Annotated in this window: 15 protein-coding genes; 11 read left to right on the top strand and 4 right to left on the bottom strand. The window is 71.9% G+C overall.

What is annotated here, in order from left to right; genetic code table 11:
* Positions 1 to 257: 257 nt before the first annotated feature.
* The 5 genes from scpB to ACIBVN_RS10185 all read left to right on the top strand — a co-directional run bounded on the left by scpB (position 258) and on the right by ACIBVN_RS10185 (position 4735).
* On the top strand, positions 258 to 896 hold the full coding sequence (scpB, locus tag ACIBVN_RS10205) for an SMC-Scp complex subunit ScpB (RefSeq protein ID WP_397135297.1): 639 nt from the start codon (positions 258 to 260) through the stop codon (positions 894 to 896).
* Positions 893 to 2680 carry a pseudouridine synthase gene (locus ACIBVN_RS10200; protein ID WP_397134706.1) on the top strand — a complete coding sequence of 596 codons (1788 nt, stop codon included), beginning with the start codon at positions 893 to 895 and terminating at the stop codon, positions 2678 to 2680. The genes scpB and ACIBVN_RS10200 overlap by 4 nt, the downstream gene beginning before the upstream one ends.
* 68 nt (positions 2681 to 2748) lie before the next feature.
* Positions 2749 to 3108 carry a chorismate mutase gene (gene aroH / locus ACIBVN_RS10195; RefSeq protein WP_397134704.1) on the top strand — a complete coding sequence of 120 codons (360 nt, stop codon included), beginning with the start codon at positions 2749 to 2751 and terminating at the stop codon, positions 3106 to 3108.
* Between the two features lie 64 nt (positions 3109 to 3172).
* Positions 3173 to 4273 (top strand): prephenate dehydrogenase, encoded by a 1101-nt coding sequence (locus tag ACIBVN_RS10190; protein ID WP_397134702.1) that lies wholly within the window; start codon positions 3173 to 3175, stop codon positions 4271 to 4273.
* Positions 4274 to 4411: 138 nt separating this feature from the next.
* On the top strand, positions 4412 to 4735 hold the full coding sequence (locus ACIBVN_RS10185; RefSeq protein WP_397134700.1) for a hypothetical protein: 324 nt from the start codon (positions 4412 to 4414) through the stop codon (positions 4733 to 4735).
* Here the strand turns inward: ACIBVN_RS10185 and ACIBVN_RS10180 are convergent.
* Positions 4710 to 4904 carry a DUF2795 domain-containing protein gene (locus ACIBVN_RS10180; RefSeq protein WP_397134698.1) on the bottom strand — a complete coding sequence of 65 codons (195 nt, stop codon included), beginning with the start codon at positions 4902 to 4904 and terminating at the stop codon, positions 4710 to 4712. The genes ACIBVN_RS10185 and ACIBVN_RS10180 overlap by 26 nt on opposite strands.
* An 88-nt stretch (positions 4905 to 4992) precedes the next feature.
* Positions 4993 to 5838, bottom strand: coding sequence for a glycosyltransferase family 2 protein (locus tag ACIBVN_RS10175; RefSeq protein WP_397134696.1), 846 nt, complete (start codon positions 5836 to 5838; stop codon positions 4993 to 4995).
* Between the two features lie 77 nt (positions 5839 to 5915).
* Between ACIBVN_RS10175 and ACIBVN_RS10170 the strand changes: the two genes are divergently transcribed.
* The 6 genes from ACIBVN_RS10170 to ACIBVN_RS10145 all read left to right on the top strand — a co-directional run bounded on the left by ACIBVN_RS10170 (position 5916) and on the right by ACIBVN_RS10145 (position 12941).
* Positions 5916 to 6590: a TetR/AcrR family transcriptional regulator gene (locus ACIBVN_RS10170; RefSeq protein ID WP_397134694.1), complete on the top strand. Its 675-nt coding sequence runs from the start codon at positions 5916 to 5918 to the stop codon at positions 6588 to 6590.
* Positions 6587 to 7942: a carotenoid oxygenase family protein gene (locus tag ACIBVN_RS10165; protein ID WP_397134692.1), complete on the top strand. Its 1356-nt coding sequence runs from the start codon at positions 6587 to 6589 to the stop codon at positions 7940 to 7942. Before ACIBVN_RS10170 ends, ACIBVN_RS10165 begins: the two co-directional genes overlap by 4 nt.
* A 115-nt stretch (positions 7943 to 8057) precedes the next feature.
* Positions 8058 to 8780: a (d)CMP kinase gene (gene cmk / locus ACIBVN_RS10160; RefSeq protein ID WP_397134690.1), complete on the top strand. Its 723-nt coding sequence runs from the start codon at positions 8058 to 8060 to the stop codon at positions 8778 to 8780.
* A gap of 39 nt (positions 8781 to 8819) precedes the next feature.
* Positions 8820 to 10211, top strand: coding sequence for a ribosome biogenesis GTPase Der (gene der / locus ACIBVN_RS10155; RefSeq protein WP_397134688.1), 1392 nt, complete (start codon positions 8820 to 8822; stop codon positions 10209 to 10211).
* A gap of 294 nt (positions 10212 to 10505) precedes the next feature.
* Positions 10506 to 11768, top strand: coding sequence for an aspartate--tRNA(Asn) ligase (aspS, locus tag ACIBVN_RS10150; protein ID WP_397134686.1), 1263 nt, complete (start codon positions 10506 to 10508; stop codon positions 11766 to 11768).
* A gap of 93 nt (positions 11769 to 11861) precedes the next feature.
* A complete protein-coding gene (locus tag ACIBVN_RS10145) occupies positions 11862 to 12941 on the top strand; it encodes a PP2C family protein-serine/threonine phosphatase (RefSeq protein ID WP_397134684.1) in 1080 nt (359 codons plus the stop codon).
* Between the two features lie 13 nt (positions 12942 to 12954).
* Here ACIBVN_RS10145 and ACIBVN_RS10140 read toward each other — a convergent pair whose 3' ends face one another.
* Positions 12955 to 14727, bottom strand: coding sequence for an MFS transporter (locus ACIBVN_RS10140; protein WP_397134682.1), 1773 nt, complete (start codon positions 14725 to 14727; stop codon positions 12955 to 12957).
* Positions 14724 to 15368, bottom strand: a complete 645-nt coding sequence (locus tag ACIBVN_RS10135; protein WP_397134680.1) for an LppX_LprAFG lipoprotein — start codon at positions 15366 to 15368, stop codon at positions 14724 to 14726. The genes ACIBVN_RS10140 and ACIBVN_RS10135 overlap by 4 nt, the downstream gene beginning before the upstream one ends.
* Positions 15369 to 15384 lie beyond the last annotated feature (16 nt).

Here is a 15384-nt window from a genome sequence, read left to right as displayed (position 1 = left end):
CCGGTGAGGCGGAGCCCGCCGGCGGCGGTGGCGCGGCGGGCGAGGTGGGCGTCGCAACTGTGGCTGATGCTCCGGAGGTCCATGCTCCGGACGCCCATGCTTTGGACGTCCATGCTCCCGACGTCGATGCTTCGGACGCCGATGCGGAGGTGGCTCAAGTGGAGGCTGCCCCACCTGCGGGTGCTTCCGAGGCCGCCGCCGTGCCGGATCCATCGGGCGCGGGGCCGGCGGGTCGTGGCGTGGCCGAGTCGGGCACGATGCGCGCGTCCGAGGACCTGGACGCCCCGGAGGCCGGTGAGGGGGCAGCGCAGGAAGGCAGCGAGGAAGACCCGGGGCAGGAAGGCGGCGGGGAGGGGCCGACGCTGGAGGCGGCGCTGGAGGCTATCCTGCTGGTCGTTGACGAGCCCGTCGCCGAGGTGACTCTGGCTCAGGTGCTGGAGCGGCCCACTCACGAGGTCGCTGCGGCACTGCGGGGGCTGGCGGCGGAATACACCGCTGCCGGCCGGGGTTTTGACTTGCGAGAAGTCGCGGGCGGCTGGCGGTTCTACACGCGGGCCGACTGCGCACCCCTGGTCGAGCGGTTCGTACGCGACGGCCAGCAGACACGGCTGACTCAGGCCGCGCTTGAGACACTCGCGGTCGTGGCTTACCGGCAACCGGTGAGCCGGGCTCGCGTAGCCGCGGTACGCGGCGTCAACAGCGACGGCGTCATGCGGACGCTCGTCGCAAGAGGGCTGGTCGAGGAGGCCGGCACCGACCCGGAGAGCCAGGCAGTGCTCTACCGGACAAGCTCATACTTCCTTGAACGTCTGGGACTGCGGGACCTCAGCGAGCTCCCCGAGCTCGCGCCCTTCCTCCCCGACGACGTGGAAAATCTCGAGGAGACAACAAAGTGATCAACAGGCGAAGCACCCCGTCCGGTGATGGACGCGGTCGTGGACGTACCGGCGGCTCGGCCCAGGGCCGCGGCGGACGTCCCGCCTTCCGTTCCGACTCCGGTTCGGGCTTCCGCTCCAACGACGCCCGCAGTGGGGGTCGGCGCGACGACTCCCGCGGCGGATCCCGTGACTCCCTTCGCGCCGACCGGAGTGGATCGCGTGCCGGGTACGGGTCCGGTGCGCGTGAGCAGAGGCCATCGCGTGGCGAGCGCGACGACCGTTACCGCCGCGACGACCGTGGCAGCCGCTACGGCGACCGCGAGGGCCGTTCCGACGGCCGTGAGGGTCGTTCCGACGGCCGTGAGGGCCGTTACGGGCGCGAGGAGCGGCGCTATGAGGGCGACCGCTACGAGCGGCCCCGCGGCGGCGACCGGACCGGATACCGCCCCGAGCGCCGCGACGACGAGCGCGGCAGCGGTTACGGTGCCGGCCGTCGTGAGGAGCGCGGTGGTTACGGTGCCGGGCGTGGTGACCAGCGCGGCGGTGGTTACGGCGCTGGGCGTCGTGACGAGCGTGGCGGTGGTTACGGTGCCGGGCGTGGTGACCAGCGTGGCGGTGGTTACGGTGCCGGGCGTCGTGACGAGCGTGGCGGTGGTTACGGTGCCGGGCGTCGTGACGAGCGTGGCGGTGGCAACGGCGCTGAGCGTCGTGGTGAGGAGCGCGGTGGCTACGGTGCCGGGCGTGGGGACGAGCGCGGCGGGTTCCGGGTCGATCGGAGCGGGCGCAGGGATGGCGCCGCCCCGGCCTCCTCGCGCTCCAGGTACGGCAAGCGCGACGCCGACGCCCGGACCGACCGGGCCCCGCGTACGACCCGGCGCGACGACGTACAGACCATCGGAGGCGGCGGCCCTCAGCGCGACCGCCGGACGAGCGCGAGCGGCGGCCCCCAGCGCGACCGCCGGACCAGCGGAAGCGGCAGCCCTCAGCACGACCGCGTGAAGGCCGCGCGCCAGCCCCTCCGCGACCGCGACTTCTACCCCGACGACTACGCCGACGAGCGCGACACCACCGAGGTCCCGAACGGGGTGCGGCTGCAGAAGGTGCTCGCCCAGGCGGGCGTGGCCAGCCGCAGGGCGTGCGAGGAGATGATCGGCGACGGCAGGGTCACCGTGAACGGCCAGGTCGTGCGGCGCTTCGGCGCCAAGGTCGACCCGGCGACGCAGGTCATCCACGTGGACGGCAAGCGCATCCCCACCGCTCCCGACCTCGTCTACTACGCCCTGAACAAGCCCATCGGCGTCGTCTCCACCATGAACGACCCGCAGGGCCGCCCGTGCCTGGCCGACTACGTCGAGGAACTGGCGCCGAGGCTGTTCCACGTGGGCAGGCTCGACACCGAGACCGAGGGCCTGCTGCTGCTCACCAACGACGGCGAGCTGGCCAACAGGCTGACGCACCCCAGCTACGGCGTGCAGAAGAAGTACTGGGCCAAGGTGCCCGGCCCGATCCCGCGGGACCTGGGGCGCCGGCTCAAGCAGGGCATCGAGCTGGAGGACGGCATCGTCAGGGCCGACGAGTTCTCCATCGTGCAGGAGCACGGCCAGCAGGCGCTGGTCGAGGTCGTCCTGCATGAGGGCCGCAAGCACGTCGTACGACGCATGCTGGAGGAGGCGGGGCACCGGGTGATCGACCTGGCCAGGATCGAGTTCGGCCCCGTGAAGCTGGGCCGGACCAAGCCCGGCACGGTCAGGGCGCTGACCTTGAAAGAGGTCGGCGAACTTTACGCTGCCGTAAAGCTGTAATCTGGCTGGACGCAGGAGCCCGTGCGCACTCCGCACGGGCTCTCCCGCTATAGAAGGGGACGAACCACATGGTGCGCGCGATCCGTGGGGCGATCCAGGTGGACGCCGACGACCGCGACTCGATCATCGCGGGCACGACCGAGCTGGTCAATGCGATCATGGAGCGTAACCGGCTGACCACGGAAGACGTGATCAGCGTGCTGTTCACGGCCACGCCCGACCTGACGGCCGAGTTCCCGGCACTCGCGGCGCGTAAACTGGGTTTTCACGAGGTGCCGCTGATCTGCTGCACCGAGATCGCCGTGCCGGGCGCGCTGCCCCGCGTGGTGCGCCTGATGGCCCACGTCGAGACCGACCGCCCGCGGTCCGAGATCCAGCACGTTTACCTGCGTGGCGCGGTGGCGTTGCGGCAGGATATCGCGCAGTAAGCAGCTGAAAAGCGCACCACGAGACGCTCAAACCTCCAATAGCCGGATAAATCAGGACACCGACATGGAACTTCGTACCGTGCTCGTCGTCGGCACCGGTCTCATCGGCACTTCCGCGGCCCTGGCGCTGCGCAAGCGCGGCGTACGCGTGCTGCTCGCCGACCGTGACCCGGGCGCCGTACGGCTGGCGCGGGAGCTCGGCGCCGGCGAGGAGTGGCAGGCGGGCGAGGATCAGAGCGAGGGGCCTGCCGAGCAGGTGGACCTGGCGGTCATCGCCGTGCCTCCCGCCCACGTGGCGAGCGAGCTGCTGGAGCTGCAGCGGATCGGCGCGGCCAGGTTCTACACCGACGTCGCCAGCGTGAAGGTCGAGCCCCTCCACCGGGCCGCGCAGCTCGGCTGCGACCTGGGCTCCTACGTGGCCTCCCACCCCCTCGCCGGCCGTGAGAAGTCGGGCCCGGGGGCGGCCAGGGCCGACCTGTTCCTGGGCCGGCCATGGGCGCTGTGCCCCACCGAGGACTCCGGCACCGAGGCGAAGGCGGCGGTGCTGCGGCTGATCGAGCTGTGCGGGGCCAACGCCGTCGAGGTGAGCGCCGCCGACCACGACCGCGCGGTCGCCGTCGTCTCCCACGCGCCCCACGTCGCCGCCTCCGCCGTGGCCGCCCGCCTGACGGACGCCACCGACGTCGCGCTCGGGCTGGCCGGCCAGGGCGTGCGCGACGTCACCAGGATCGCGGGCAGCGATCCCGGGCTCTGGCTCGGCATCCTGTCGGGCAATGCCGCCCCGGTCGCCGAGGTGCTCGAGGCCGTCGCCGCCGACCTGGCCGAGGCCGCCGGCGCCCTGCGCGCGCTGGCCGAGGGCGACGGCACCGCCACCGGCGAGATCACCCAGCTGCTCAAGCGCGGCGTCGCGGGCCACGACCGCATCCCCGGCAAGCACGGCGGCCCGGCCGCCCCCTACTCCGTCGTCCAGGTCGTCATCGGCGACCGCCCCGGCCAGCTCGCCCGCCTGTTCCAGGTGTGCGACGAGGTGGGGGTCAACGTCGAGGACGTGCGCCTGGAGCACGCCCCCGGGCTGCCCCTGGGCATCGCCGAGCTGTCGGTGCAGCCCGACGCGATTCCCACGCTCACCGACGCCCTGCGCGAGCGCGGCTGGCAGGTTCCCTGAGGGCACGGCGTCGCGGCGGCCATCCGGGGCCGCCGTCAGGAACCGCCGCACGGCGGTCGGGTGAGGCTGGTGAACGCCTCGCCGAGAGTCGCCGAGCGTCTCACCTGATGGCCGCTGGGCGGCCACTCGCTGAGCGAGGTGGTCGCGGGCACCGTACGGTTCGCCGAGCACCTCGGCGCGTTCGGGAGTGGCACGTTCGGGAGTGGCACGGTGGTCGTGGCCGGCGGTGGGCTGACCGGCTCGATGGCGGGAGAGCGGGCCCGCGCCTGCCTGGACGCGGCGCTGCGGCGACTGGGCGTCGAGGTGCGCCAAGCGCGGTCCGGTGCCGGTCCGGGCCTTCGCGCTGAGCGCCGGGCGCGCCTGGACAGCACGGCGGGCGCGCCTGAACAGCACGCCGGGCGGGACCGTACGGCCCCGCCCGGCGCACTCCCCGCGATCAGCGCTTGGTCACCGCCGCGCTGACGGCGTTCGGGCCGTCGTACTCACGGTCGGGCAGGGCCTCGAGGGCCCTGATGATCTCCTGGCTCGCGTTGTGCTCGCGAGCCGCTCTGATCAGTTCCTGCTTGCTGGCCGGGTAGTCGATGCCACCGAGGTGCTTCTGCAGCTCGATCGGGTTAATTGTTGTCTTCATAACTCTCTGCTGCCCGCTGTTCACGCCACGTAACATCAGTTGTGGAGTTTGTCGGAAAATGCGGGTAGATTTCGCCTCCACTCGCGGATCACCCACCGGACCGCTCCAGCCTCCGCCGTGCCTGCTCCACGGCGAGCGGCAGTTCCCGCCGCTCGGCCAGCGCCCGCGGCAGCCTCGGCACGGCGCTGCGCAGCCCCTCCCAGCCCACGGGGCCGCCCCGCAGGGCGTCGAACGACCGGCGTGCCACCACCCGCCACGGGCGGCGCAGTACCGCGGTCAGCACGGAGTTGCGGGCGGCCAGCACCTGCCTGCCACGCGGGTCCCTGGCCCGAGCGGGATGGTGGTGGGCCACGACGTCGTCCACGTACGCCAGCCCCCACCCCCGCGCGGCCAGGTCCACGGCCAGCCGCTCCTCCTCGCCGAAGAAGAAGATCACGTCGTCGAACCCGCCCGCCGCCAGGAACGCCTCCCTGCGCACCACCGCCCCGCATGCCAGGAACCCCAGCACGCTCGGCCCCGGCAGGTCCGGCTCCACGCCGAGCGGCGAGTCGCGCATCTGCTCCGACACCGCGTCCAGCCGCTCCTCGGGGCCCACCAGCACACGCGCGCCCAGGACGGCCAGCCGCGGATGGGCGTCCAGCACGTCGGCGGCCCGCTCCAGCGCTCCAGGGGCCCACCAGGAGTCGTCGTCGGCGAAGGCCACGTAGGGGGTCCCGGCCAGCCGGACGCCGATGTTGCGGGCGGGCGCCCCCAGGTTCGTGCCCGCCTCGACCAGGTGGACGTCCGGGAAGTGGCGTCGCACGAACCCCGCCGTGCCGTCGGTCGAGCCGTTGTCGACCAGGATCACCGGGCGGGGATGCATGGGCAGCGTACGGGTCAGCGCCCGCAGCCTGTCCTTGCTGGCCACCACCACGGTGACTCTCGCCTCGCTCACATGGGGCCCACTTACCTTGACGGCCGTTCTTAGTCCTTGACGTGCCCTCGCGGGTGAGCGTACAAAGGTGGGTAACAGTGTTACCGAGCAGAAACGGCGTTACCGTGACCAGCGCGTACCAGCAGGCCCAGCAGGAGGGGCAGCACGTCGTCAGGGCCGCGATCCTCGACGCCGCCACCCACCTGCTCGTCACCGAGGGGCCGGCGGCGCTGACCGTGCGGCGGATCGCCGGCGAGGTCGGCTGCTCGACCAAGGTGATCTACACGCTCTTCGGCGGCAAGGACGGGCTCAGTGAGGCGCTCTGGCTGGAGGGGTTCGCGAGGTTCGAGCGGTGGATGCTCGAGGTGCTCGGGGACGACGATGCCCTGACCTCGCTGCGCAGGGGCCTGGACGCCTACCGCGCCTATGCGCTGGCCGAGCCCGAGTACTACCGGGTCATGTTCTTGGGGGCCATGGCCGGGTTCAAGCCGGGTGACGAGGCCGTGGGGTCCGCCAGGCGCACGTTCGACCTGCTGGTGCAGGGCGTGGGGATGTGCCTGGAGGCGGGCGCGCTGCGCGGGGGAGAGGCCGAGGAGATCGCCGACGTGCTGTGGATGGCGATCCACGGCGCCGTGAGCCTGGAGATCCTGGGCTATTTCGACGAGCCCACGGCGGCGCGGCGCTACCGGCTGCTCTACGACTCGGTGCTGTCCCCCTTCCTGGCCCCCGACGAGAGGCCCGACGAGAGGCCCGACGAGAGGAACGGATCATGACGGACTACACCGGCGGGTTCGCCCCCGTGGCCGAGGAGGTCACCGCCTTCGACCTGGAGGTCACCGGACGCATCCCGGCCGAGCTCAACGGCCGCTACCTGCGTAACGGCCCCAACCCGCTCAGCCTCGACGACCCGAGCGCGAGCCACCTGTTCCTCGGCGAGGGCATGGTGCACGGCGTGCGGCTGCGCGACGGCCGCGCCGAGTGGTACCGCAACCGCTGGGTGCGCAGCGCCGGCGTCGCCGGACGGCTCGGCGAGCCGCCCAGGCCTGGACCGGTGCACGAGGGCATGGACTTCGCCAACAACACCCACGTCATCGGGCTGGCCGGGCGCACGTTCGCGCTCGTCGAGGCGGGCGCGCGGCCGTACGAGCTGAGTTACGAGCTCGACACCGTCGGCCCGTGCGACTTCGACGGCGGCCTGCCCGGCGGGTACGCCGCGCACACCCACCTCGACCCGGCCACCGGCGAGCTGCACGCGCTGGCCTACTTCTTCGGCTGGGACCACCACCAGCACATCGTGATCAACCCTGAGGGCACGGTCACGCAGGTCAGGAACATCCCGATCGCCGACGCCCCGATGCTGCACGACTTCGCGCTCACCGAGCGGTACGTGGTGATCTACGACCTGCCGGTCACGTTCAGCATGGCCCACGCGGAGCAGGGCCGGCCGCTGCCGTACGCCTGGAACGACGCCCACGGCGCCCGGCTCGGGCTCATGTCGCGCGAGAGCGGCGACGTGCGCTGGGTGGACGTCGATCCGTGCTGGGTCTTCCACACCCTGAACGCCTACGACGACGGCGACGAGGTGGTCGTGGACGTGGTCCGCTACCCCAAGCGGTTCGTGGACGCCCGGCTCGACCAGGGCGGCCTGCCGACGCTCGACCGGTGGCGGATCGACCCGGCCGCCGGCAAGGTCCGCGAGACGCGGCTGGACGACCGGTCGCAGGAGTTCCCGCGCATGGACGAGCGCCGCACCGGACGGCCGTACCGCTACGGCTACACCTCGGCCGGCGGCGACCTCGACGGCGTGCTCAGCAGGACCGACACCGAGCTGGAGGACCTGCCCGACGAGGCGTTCGACAACACGCTCATCAAGCACGACCTGGAGCGGGGGACGACGCAGGCGCGGCAGTTCGGGCGCGGCGCTTACGTGGGCGAGCCGGTGTTCGTGGCCTCCGGGGAGGCCGAGGACGACGGGTACGTGCTCTCCTACGTCAACAACGAGGCAAGAGGCGCGGCCGACCTGGTGATCCTTTCGGCGCAGGACTTCACCGGCGAGCCGGTCGCCACCGTGCATCTGCCCGCCAGGGTGCCGCTCGGCTTCCACGGGAGCTGGATCGCCGATTGAGCCGGACACGGTACTCTCTCTTGGTGATGCGGTGACGGGATCGACGCATCCGGCCGGTCCACCCACACGGCGAGGACCTGGTGTTCGCTGGAAAGCTCGTGAAGAGGGAGAGGCCGTGACCGGTCTGGTCGTCGCCATGGACGGCCCTTCGGGGTCGGGTAAGTCGAGCGTGTCGCGCGGGGTCGCCAAGGCGCTGGGCCTGCGCTATCTCGACACCGGGGCGATGTACCGCGCGATGACCTGGTGGATGCTCCAGCAGGGCGTCGACCTGGCCGACCCCGCCGCCGTGGCGGCCCGCTGCGGCGAGCCCCGCCTCGACTCCGGCACCGATCCCGACGGCCCCACGATCCACGTCGACGACGTCGACGTGGCGGGGCCGATCAGGCAGGCCGAGGTCACCGGGGCGGTCTCCGCGGTGGCCGCCGTTCCCGAGGTCCGGGCGCGCCTGGTGGCGCTCCAGCGGGAGATCGTCGGCGCCGGTGACATCGTGGTCGAAGGCCGCGACATCGGCACGGTCGTCTGCCCCGACGCCGCCGTCAAGGTCTACCTGACGGCCAGCGCCGAGGCCCGTGCCAGGCGGCGCCACGCCGAGCTGGCCGGCTCGACCGTGGAGGCGCAGCAAGAGGCCATGGCCAGGCGTGACAACCTGGACTCGACACGTAAGACGGACCCACTCTCGATGGCGGATGGCGCCGTCGAGGTCGACACCACCGCGCTCTCTCTTGACGAGGTGATCGCCGAGGTGTTGAGGCTGGTCTCGGAGCGGAGGAGCTCGGAAGGAGAGAGCGAAGCCAACGAGTTCCGAAGCGGCCGCGACCATGTCCGCGAGCGCACCTGAGGCTTTCAGGTGCGGTACTCACATTAAGGAATTCATATCGTGCCAACGGGGGATTGGGTCGAGGCCGACCTCGACGACTTTGAGATCACCGAGCACGGCGACACCACGCCGCTGCCGGTCGTCGCCATCGTGGGGCGGCCTAACGTCGGCAAGTCCACGCTGGTCAACCGCATCATCGGCCGCCGCGAGGCGGTCGTGGAGGACGTGCCGGGCGTCACCCGCGACCGGGTCACCTACGACGCCAACTGGCGCGGCCGCCGCTTCACCGTGGTCGACACCGGAGGATGGGACCCCGACGCCACCGGGATGAACCTGCGCATCGCCGAGCAGGCCCAGGTCGCCGTCGAGCTGGCCGACGCGATCGTGTTCGTCGTGGACGCCACCGTTGGCGCGACCGACGCCGACGAGATCGTCGGCTCGGTGCTGCGGCAGTCCGGCAAGCCGGTCATCCTGGCCGCCAACAAGGTGGACAACCAGCAGCTCGAGCTGGAGGCGGCCGCCCTGTGGTCGCTCGGGCTCGGCGAGCCGTACCCCGTATCGGCCCTGCACGGGCGTTCCAGCGGCGACCTGCTCGACGTGGTGCTCGACGCGCTGCCCGAGACCCCTGCCGTCAGTTTCGAGGGCGAGCGCGGTCCGGCCCGCGTCGCGCTGCTCGGCAAGCCCAACGTCGGCAAGTCCTCGCTGCTCAACAAGCTGGCGGGCGAGGAGCGGGTGCTGGTCGACCCCATGGCGGGCACCACCCGCGACCCGGTGGACGAGCTGATCGAGCTGGGCGGGCGCACCTGGCGGTTCGTCGACACGGCCGGCATCCGGCGGCGCGACCGAGAGCTGCAGGGAGCCGACTACTACGCGGCCATGCGCACCCGGGCGGCGCTGGAGCGCACCGAGGTGGCGATCGTGCTCATCGACGCCAGCGAGCCGCTCACCGAGCAGGACCTGCGCATCATCGGCCTGGTCATCGAGTCGGGGCGGGCGATGGTCGTGGCGTTCAACAAGTGGGACCTCGTCGACGAGGATCGCCGCTACTACCTGGAGAAGGAGATCGACCGGCAGCTCGTCCGCACCCCGTGGGCGCTGCGGGTGAACATCTCCGCCAAGACCGGGCGGCACGTCGACCGGCTGGTGCCCGCACTGGAGAAGGCGCTGGACTCGTGGTCCACCCGGGTTCCCACGGCGCGGCTCAACGCCTTCCTGACGGAGCTGGTGCATCAGACGCCGCCGCCGGTGCGGGGCGGGAAGCAGCCCAAGATCCTCTTCGCCACGCAGGCCTCCGTCGAGCCGCCGAAGTTCGTGCTGTTCACGTCCGGGTGGCTCGAGGACACCTATCGGCGGTTCATCGAGCGGCGGATCCGGGAGGAGTTCGGGTTCGCGGGGTCGCCGATCGAGGTCACGATGAAGATCCGGGAAAAGCGCGGCAAGAAGGACAAGTAATGGCTTTGCCGTTCACCTGCGCCTGATCGTAGGATCTACGGCAACGCGTCGACGGAGACGAGTAGCCAGCGGACCCGCAGGGGCCCAGAGAGCCGCCGGTAGCTGCGAAGGCGGTCCCGTGCCCCGCTGGTGAAGACACTCCTGAGTGCGGGGAGGAAATGCCCCGCCGGTCTGACCCCCGTCATCGGGTCGTCGAGGCCGCCTGTCCAGCGGCGGCGAAAGTGCGGTGGCACCGGGAGCTCCCTTCTCCCCCGCACTCCCAAGGGATCATGCAATTCCTCGTGAGGAGCTGTAATGATCTCTCGTGTCATGTCGGCGGAGCTCGCTGAGCACGCCGGGCAACGAGTGACGATCGCCGGTTGGGTCCATCGCCGCCGGCAGCTGAAATCCGTGTCCTTCCTCGTCGTCAGGGACCGCGCCGGCCTCTCCCAGGTGGTGGCCGCGCGCGAGCTCCCCGGCGAGGAGAGCGTCGTCGAGGTCACCGGCACCGTGAAGGCCAGCCCGCAGGCGCCCGGGGGCGTCGAGCTGGTGGAGCCGGAGATCGAGGTGCTGGCGGAGCCGTGCGCGGCACCGCCGTTCGACCTGTACCGGCCCGTCGTGCCGGCCGGGCTGCCGACGGTCCTCGACCACGCGCCGGTCGCGCTGCGGCATCCGCTGCTCAGGGCGCCGCTGGAGATCTCGGCCGCGAGCGTGGCCGGGTTCCGGGAGGCGCTCGACGGGCTCGGGTTCACCGAGATCCACACCCCGAAGATCGTCGCCTCGGCCACCGAGTCGGGCGCGAACGTCTTCGGCATCGACTACTTCGGCAGGCCCGCCTACCTGGCGCAGTCGCCGCAGTTCTACAAGCAGGCGATGGTGGGGGTGTTCGAGCGGGTGTACGAGGTCGGGCCGGTCTTCCGCGCCGAGCCGCACGACACCGTACGCCACCTGGCCCAGTACACCAGCCTCGACGCCGAGCTGGGCTTCGTCCGGGACCACCGGGACGTGATGGCGGTGCTGCGGGAGGTGGTGGCCGGCATGCTGGAGTCGGTACGGCGCCGCGCCTCCTCCGCCGTCGAGCTCCTCGGGGCTGTTCTGCCCGAGGTGCCCGCCGAGATCCCGGCCATCCACTTCACCGAGGCGCAGGAGCTGACCGGCTCCTCGGAGCCGGACCTGTCGCCCGCGCAGGAGCGGTGGCTGTGTGAGTGGGCGGTGCGGGAGCACGGGTCGGAGTTCCTGTTCGTCACCGGATACCCGATGTCCAAGCGGCCGTTCTACACCTACCCCGACCCGGCGCGGCCCGGGTACTCCAACGGGTTCGACCTGCTGTTTCGGGGGCTGGAGCTGGTGACGGGCGGTCAGCGGCTGCACCTTCACTCCGACTACCTGGCGGCGCTGGCCGCACGGGGCGAGGGGCCGGAGGCGTACGAAGGATACTTGCAGGCCTTCCAGTACGGGATGCCGCCGCACGGCGGGTTCGCGCTGGGGCTGGAACGGTGGACGGCTCGGCTGACGGGCGCCGCCAACATCCGCCAGACCACCGCCTTCCCCCGCGACCTGCACCGGCTCTCGCCCTAGGCCCTGGGAGTGTCGCCTCGACACGCGATTCGGCCATTCACTAGAAAGGACCAAAGCCAGGACCTGAGGGAATGATGTGGAATCGGGGCGCGGATGAACCGAATCTCCACCAGATGGCCCTGGTACGCCTCGTTCATCCCGTACGCCCTGATCGTCAGCGGGACCTTCGTGAACATCCTGTCTCCGCGTGACTATTGGGGCGACTACCAGCTGGGCGCCGCGGTCGTGCTGGCCGGAGCACTGCTCTCGCTACGGCACACGATCGCGGTCGCGGCGGCCCTCGTCCTGGCCGAGGTGGCGCTGTTGGTCAAGGACGGCTACTTCGGTCATGCCCCCGGCACCTACTCTCTGATCAACGCGGTGTTCACCGCGCTCGTCGGCCTCGGGGTGAACCGCGTGATCGCCCGCCACGGGCGCCGGCTCGAAGCGGTGCGTTCCGTCGCCGAGGCCGCCCAGCGTGCCGTGCTGCCCGCGCCGCCGGCATGTGTCGGCCCGCTGGCCATCGCCGCCGTCTACAAGACCGCGCAGATCGAGGCGTTGATCGGCGGAGACGCGTACGCCGTGCAGGACACGCCGTACGGCACCAGGCTGCTGATCGCAGACGTGCGGGGCAAGGGCCTCGGCGCGGTCGGCACGGTGTCCGTGCTGCTGGGGGCGTTCCGGGAGGCGGCAGACCAGGCACCCGACCTCGTGTCGCTGGCAGAACGTATGGAGCGCGCACTGGTCAAGGCGGCCTCGGCGCGCGAGGAGGACATCCGGATGGAGGGGTTCGTCACGGCGGTGCTCGGCGAGATCACACCGGGCGCGGACCGCGTGCGGCTGCTGAACTGCGGCCACCCCTCGCCGTATCTCCTCGAGGGCGACACGGTGTCCTCGCTGGATCCAGGCGAGCCGGGTCTTCCCCTGGGCATGCGCAGCCTGGGTGGGCCGCAGGCAGAGCCCGAGAACTGGCCGTTCCCGGCCGGGGGCACGCTGCTGCTGGTCACCGACGGAGTGACGGAGGCTCGAGACCGTTCCGGGACCTTCTACGAACCGGCCAGCCGGCTCGGCGGGCGGGGCCCGTTCCGCCGGCCGGACGAGGTGGTCGAGGTCCTGGTACGCGATGTCGAGCGCTGGACCGGCGGCCCGCGCGACGACGACATGGCGATCATGGCGATCACCAGGCCGGCCTGAGGGGTGGCCGGGCTCACCTGGCTCTGCGAGAACCCTCGTGACGTGGCATCAGCAGCGCCACGGCCGCGCCCAGCAGGCAGACGAACGCCGTGACCAGGAACATCTCCGTGTACTCCGTGTGCAGCGCCGCCTGCACCTTCGCGGTGTACTCGGCCAGTCGCCGCTGGTACGTCACCGCGTCCACGCCGAAGGGGAGCGGCGTGTCCAGGTGCGCGGTCAGCGACTGGAACCGGTAGAAGCCCCACGCCGACACCGCCGCGATGCCGATCAGCATGCCCATCATCCTGGCCACCACGACCGCCGCCGACGCCACGCCGTGCTGGACCGCCGGGCTCACCCGCAGCACGGCCGACGAGACCGGGGCGATGACCAGGCCCAGACCCAGACCGGCCACCACCAGGTCGAGGTCCACGACGAGACCCGCGCTCCGCAGGTCGAGCGGCCACCGGCTCATCAGCCAGTAGCCCGCCGCCCCCAGCGCCATGCCCGCCACGGCCACGGCGCGGTCGCCCAGCCTGCGGCCCAGGAGGCCGCCCAGCAGGGCCCCGACGGTGAGCGCGGCCAGGAACCTGGCGAGGACCAGCGACGCCGCCAGCGCGTCCAGCCCGAGCAGGGTCTGGGCGGTGAGCTGGACGAACACCATGGTCACCAGGAGCGCGGCCCCGGCCAGGAAGCTCACGGCCAAGGTGGCGAGCAGGGGGCCCTTGCGGGTGGTGGAGAGGTCGAGCAGGCGTACCGGGGAGCGGATCTCCCACCAGACGAAGATCCCGGCCACCACCACACCGGCCGCGATGACGACGAGGCCCCACGGCGGGAGCACGGTTTTTGCCGGGTCGGGGTTGTAGAGGCCCACGACCAGCAGGCCGAGCGCCAGGGCCAGCAACGCGCCGCCGACGACGTCGATCCGCCTCGCCGGCGGCTCGGACCCGCCCCTGGCCTGCGCCTCCTGCCCATCCCCGCCCTCGATGCCCGCCTCCTGGCCTCCCGCCTCCTGGCTGCCCGCCTCCTGCCCGGCCGCGTTCATGGGGCCGGACGACCCGTGCGGCACGCGCGTGGCGCCCGCCGGCCGCGCCGCCGTCCCGTCTGTGACGCTGCCGGTGTGTTCCGCCGCGCCGGCGGTGCTCGTCAAAGGGCGGGCGGCGGTTGGAGGCAGGACGGGACGGTCGCCGGCGGAGTCCGTACGGCCCCCCGTACCGGATGGCACGGTGAGCTGCACCGCGACGGCGGCCAGGGCGGCGAGCGGGACGTTGATCCAGAAGATGGCGTGCCAGCCGCCCAGCTCCACCCCCGCCACCACGGTGGCCGGGATCCCCGCCAGCACCCCGCCGTACAGGGGCCCGAGCGCGCTGCCGAGCTCCTGCGCCGCCCCGACGGCCCCCAGCGCCACCGGCCGCTCGTGCTCGTCCCACAGGTCGCCGATGAGGGCCATCGTGATCGGCAGCAGCGCCCCGCCCGCAATCCCCTGGACGCTGCGCCCGGCCACCACCATCACCTCGCCGGCGGCCAGGGCGGTCAGCACCGAGCCCAGCGCGAAGGCGGCCAGGCAGGCGTGGATGAGCGGCCGCCGGCCGTACCGGTCGGAGAGCTGGCCGAGCAGGGGCATCGCGGCGACGTACCCGAGCAGGAAGCCCGTGACGATCGGCGTGGCCCGCTCCAGGTGGTTCAGCGGGATGCCCACGTCGGCGGCGACGTCGATCAGGACCGTCACCACCACGTACGCGTCGAGCGCGGCCAGCAGCACCACTGCGCCACCGGCGCCGAGCACGACCCGGCGGGTGCCCCTCATCCGGCGGCGGGCGGCGTGATCGTGACCGGCGCGTCGTAGTCGCTGAACGACACCGTCACCGTGCCGTCCTGCAACGGCAGGCTGGCCTTGGTGAGCCGGCTGGTCGCCTTGTCGAGCCAGACCTGGGCGTTCACGCCCTGGGAGACGCCCGGGACGATCTGGCCGAGCACCTGCCCGGGCAACGTCGTGGCCACCCGGTACGAGTCGCCCTCCAGCGCCTCCACCTTGGGATCCGTGGCCGAGGCGAGCAGCTGCGCGATGCCCTTGGTCGGCTCGAGGATCACCGAGGGGTCGTAGATCTGCGCGAGCTGCTGCCGCGTCATCTTCTGGAAGCCGCCCGTCGGCCCCTTGAAGTGCACGGTGTCCCCGACCACCACGAAGCTGATCTCCTGCAGGCCCAGCACCTCGATCGTGATCGTCCCGTCGGCGTCACCGGCGGCTGTGAGCCTGCCGTCGGCCTTCTTGACCGGCACCTTCGGCTTGCCCTCCGTCGCGATCGAGAAGCTGGCCGACTTGACGCCCTTCATGGCCTCGGCGGCCTTCTTCATCAGGCCGGGACCGTCGGGCAGCGCGTCGCCGCCGCCCGACGAGCACGCCGACACGAGCGCGAGAACCGCCACGATCAGAAGCTTTCGAAGCATGAGCGGATCGTAGCGA

Origin of the sequence: Nonomuraea sp. NPDC049400 (genome assembly GCF_044466425.1) — a bacterium.
In the GTDB taxonomy this organism is placed as follows: domain Bacteria; phylum Actinomycetota; class Actinomycetes; order Streptosporangiales; family Streptosporangiaceae; genus Nonomuraea.
The sequence above is the reverse complement of the archived record's forward strand: the minus strand, read 5'-3'. Positions and strand labels throughout refer to the sequence as shown.

Bases quoted from the DNA above. Each gene is read 5' to 3' on its own strand.
- aroH (WP_397134704.1), top strand. From the start codon at position 2,749: ATGGTGCGCGCGATCCGTGGGGCGATCCAGGTGGACGCCGACGACCGC.
- ACIBVN_RS10165 (WP_397134692.1), top strand. From the start codon at position 6,587: ATGACGGACTACACCGGCGGGTTCGCCCCCGTGGCCGAGGAGGTCACC.
- ACIBVN_RS10180 (WP_397134698.1), bottom strand. From the start codon at position 4,904: ATGAAGACAACAATTAACCCGATCGAGCTGCAGAAGCACCTCGGTGGC.
- ACIBVN_RS10140 (WP_397134682.1), bottom strand. From the start codon at position 14,727: ATGAGGGGCACCCGCCGGGTCGTGCTCGGCGCCGGTGGCGCAGTGGTG.
- ACIBVN_RS10145 (WP_397134684.1), top strand. From the start codon at position 11,862: ATGAACCGAATCTCCACCAGATGGCCCTGGTACGCCTCGTTCATCCCG.
- aspS (WP_397134686.1), top strand. From the start codon at position 10,506: ATGATCTCTCGTGTCATGTCGGCGGAGCTCGCTGAGCACGCCGGGCAA.
- ACIBVN_RS10190 (WP_397134702.1), top strand. From the start codon at position 3,173: ATGGAACTTCGTACCGTGCTCGTCGTCGGCACCGGTCTCATCGGCACT.
- ACIBVN_RS10135 (WP_397134680.1), bottom strand. From the start codon at position 15,368: ATGCTTCGAAAGCTTCTGATCGTGGCGGTTCTCGCGCTCGTGTCGGCG.
- scpB (WP_397135297.1), top strand. From the start codon at position 258: ATGCGCGCGTCCGAGGACCTGGACGCCCCGGAGGCCGGTGAGGGGGCA.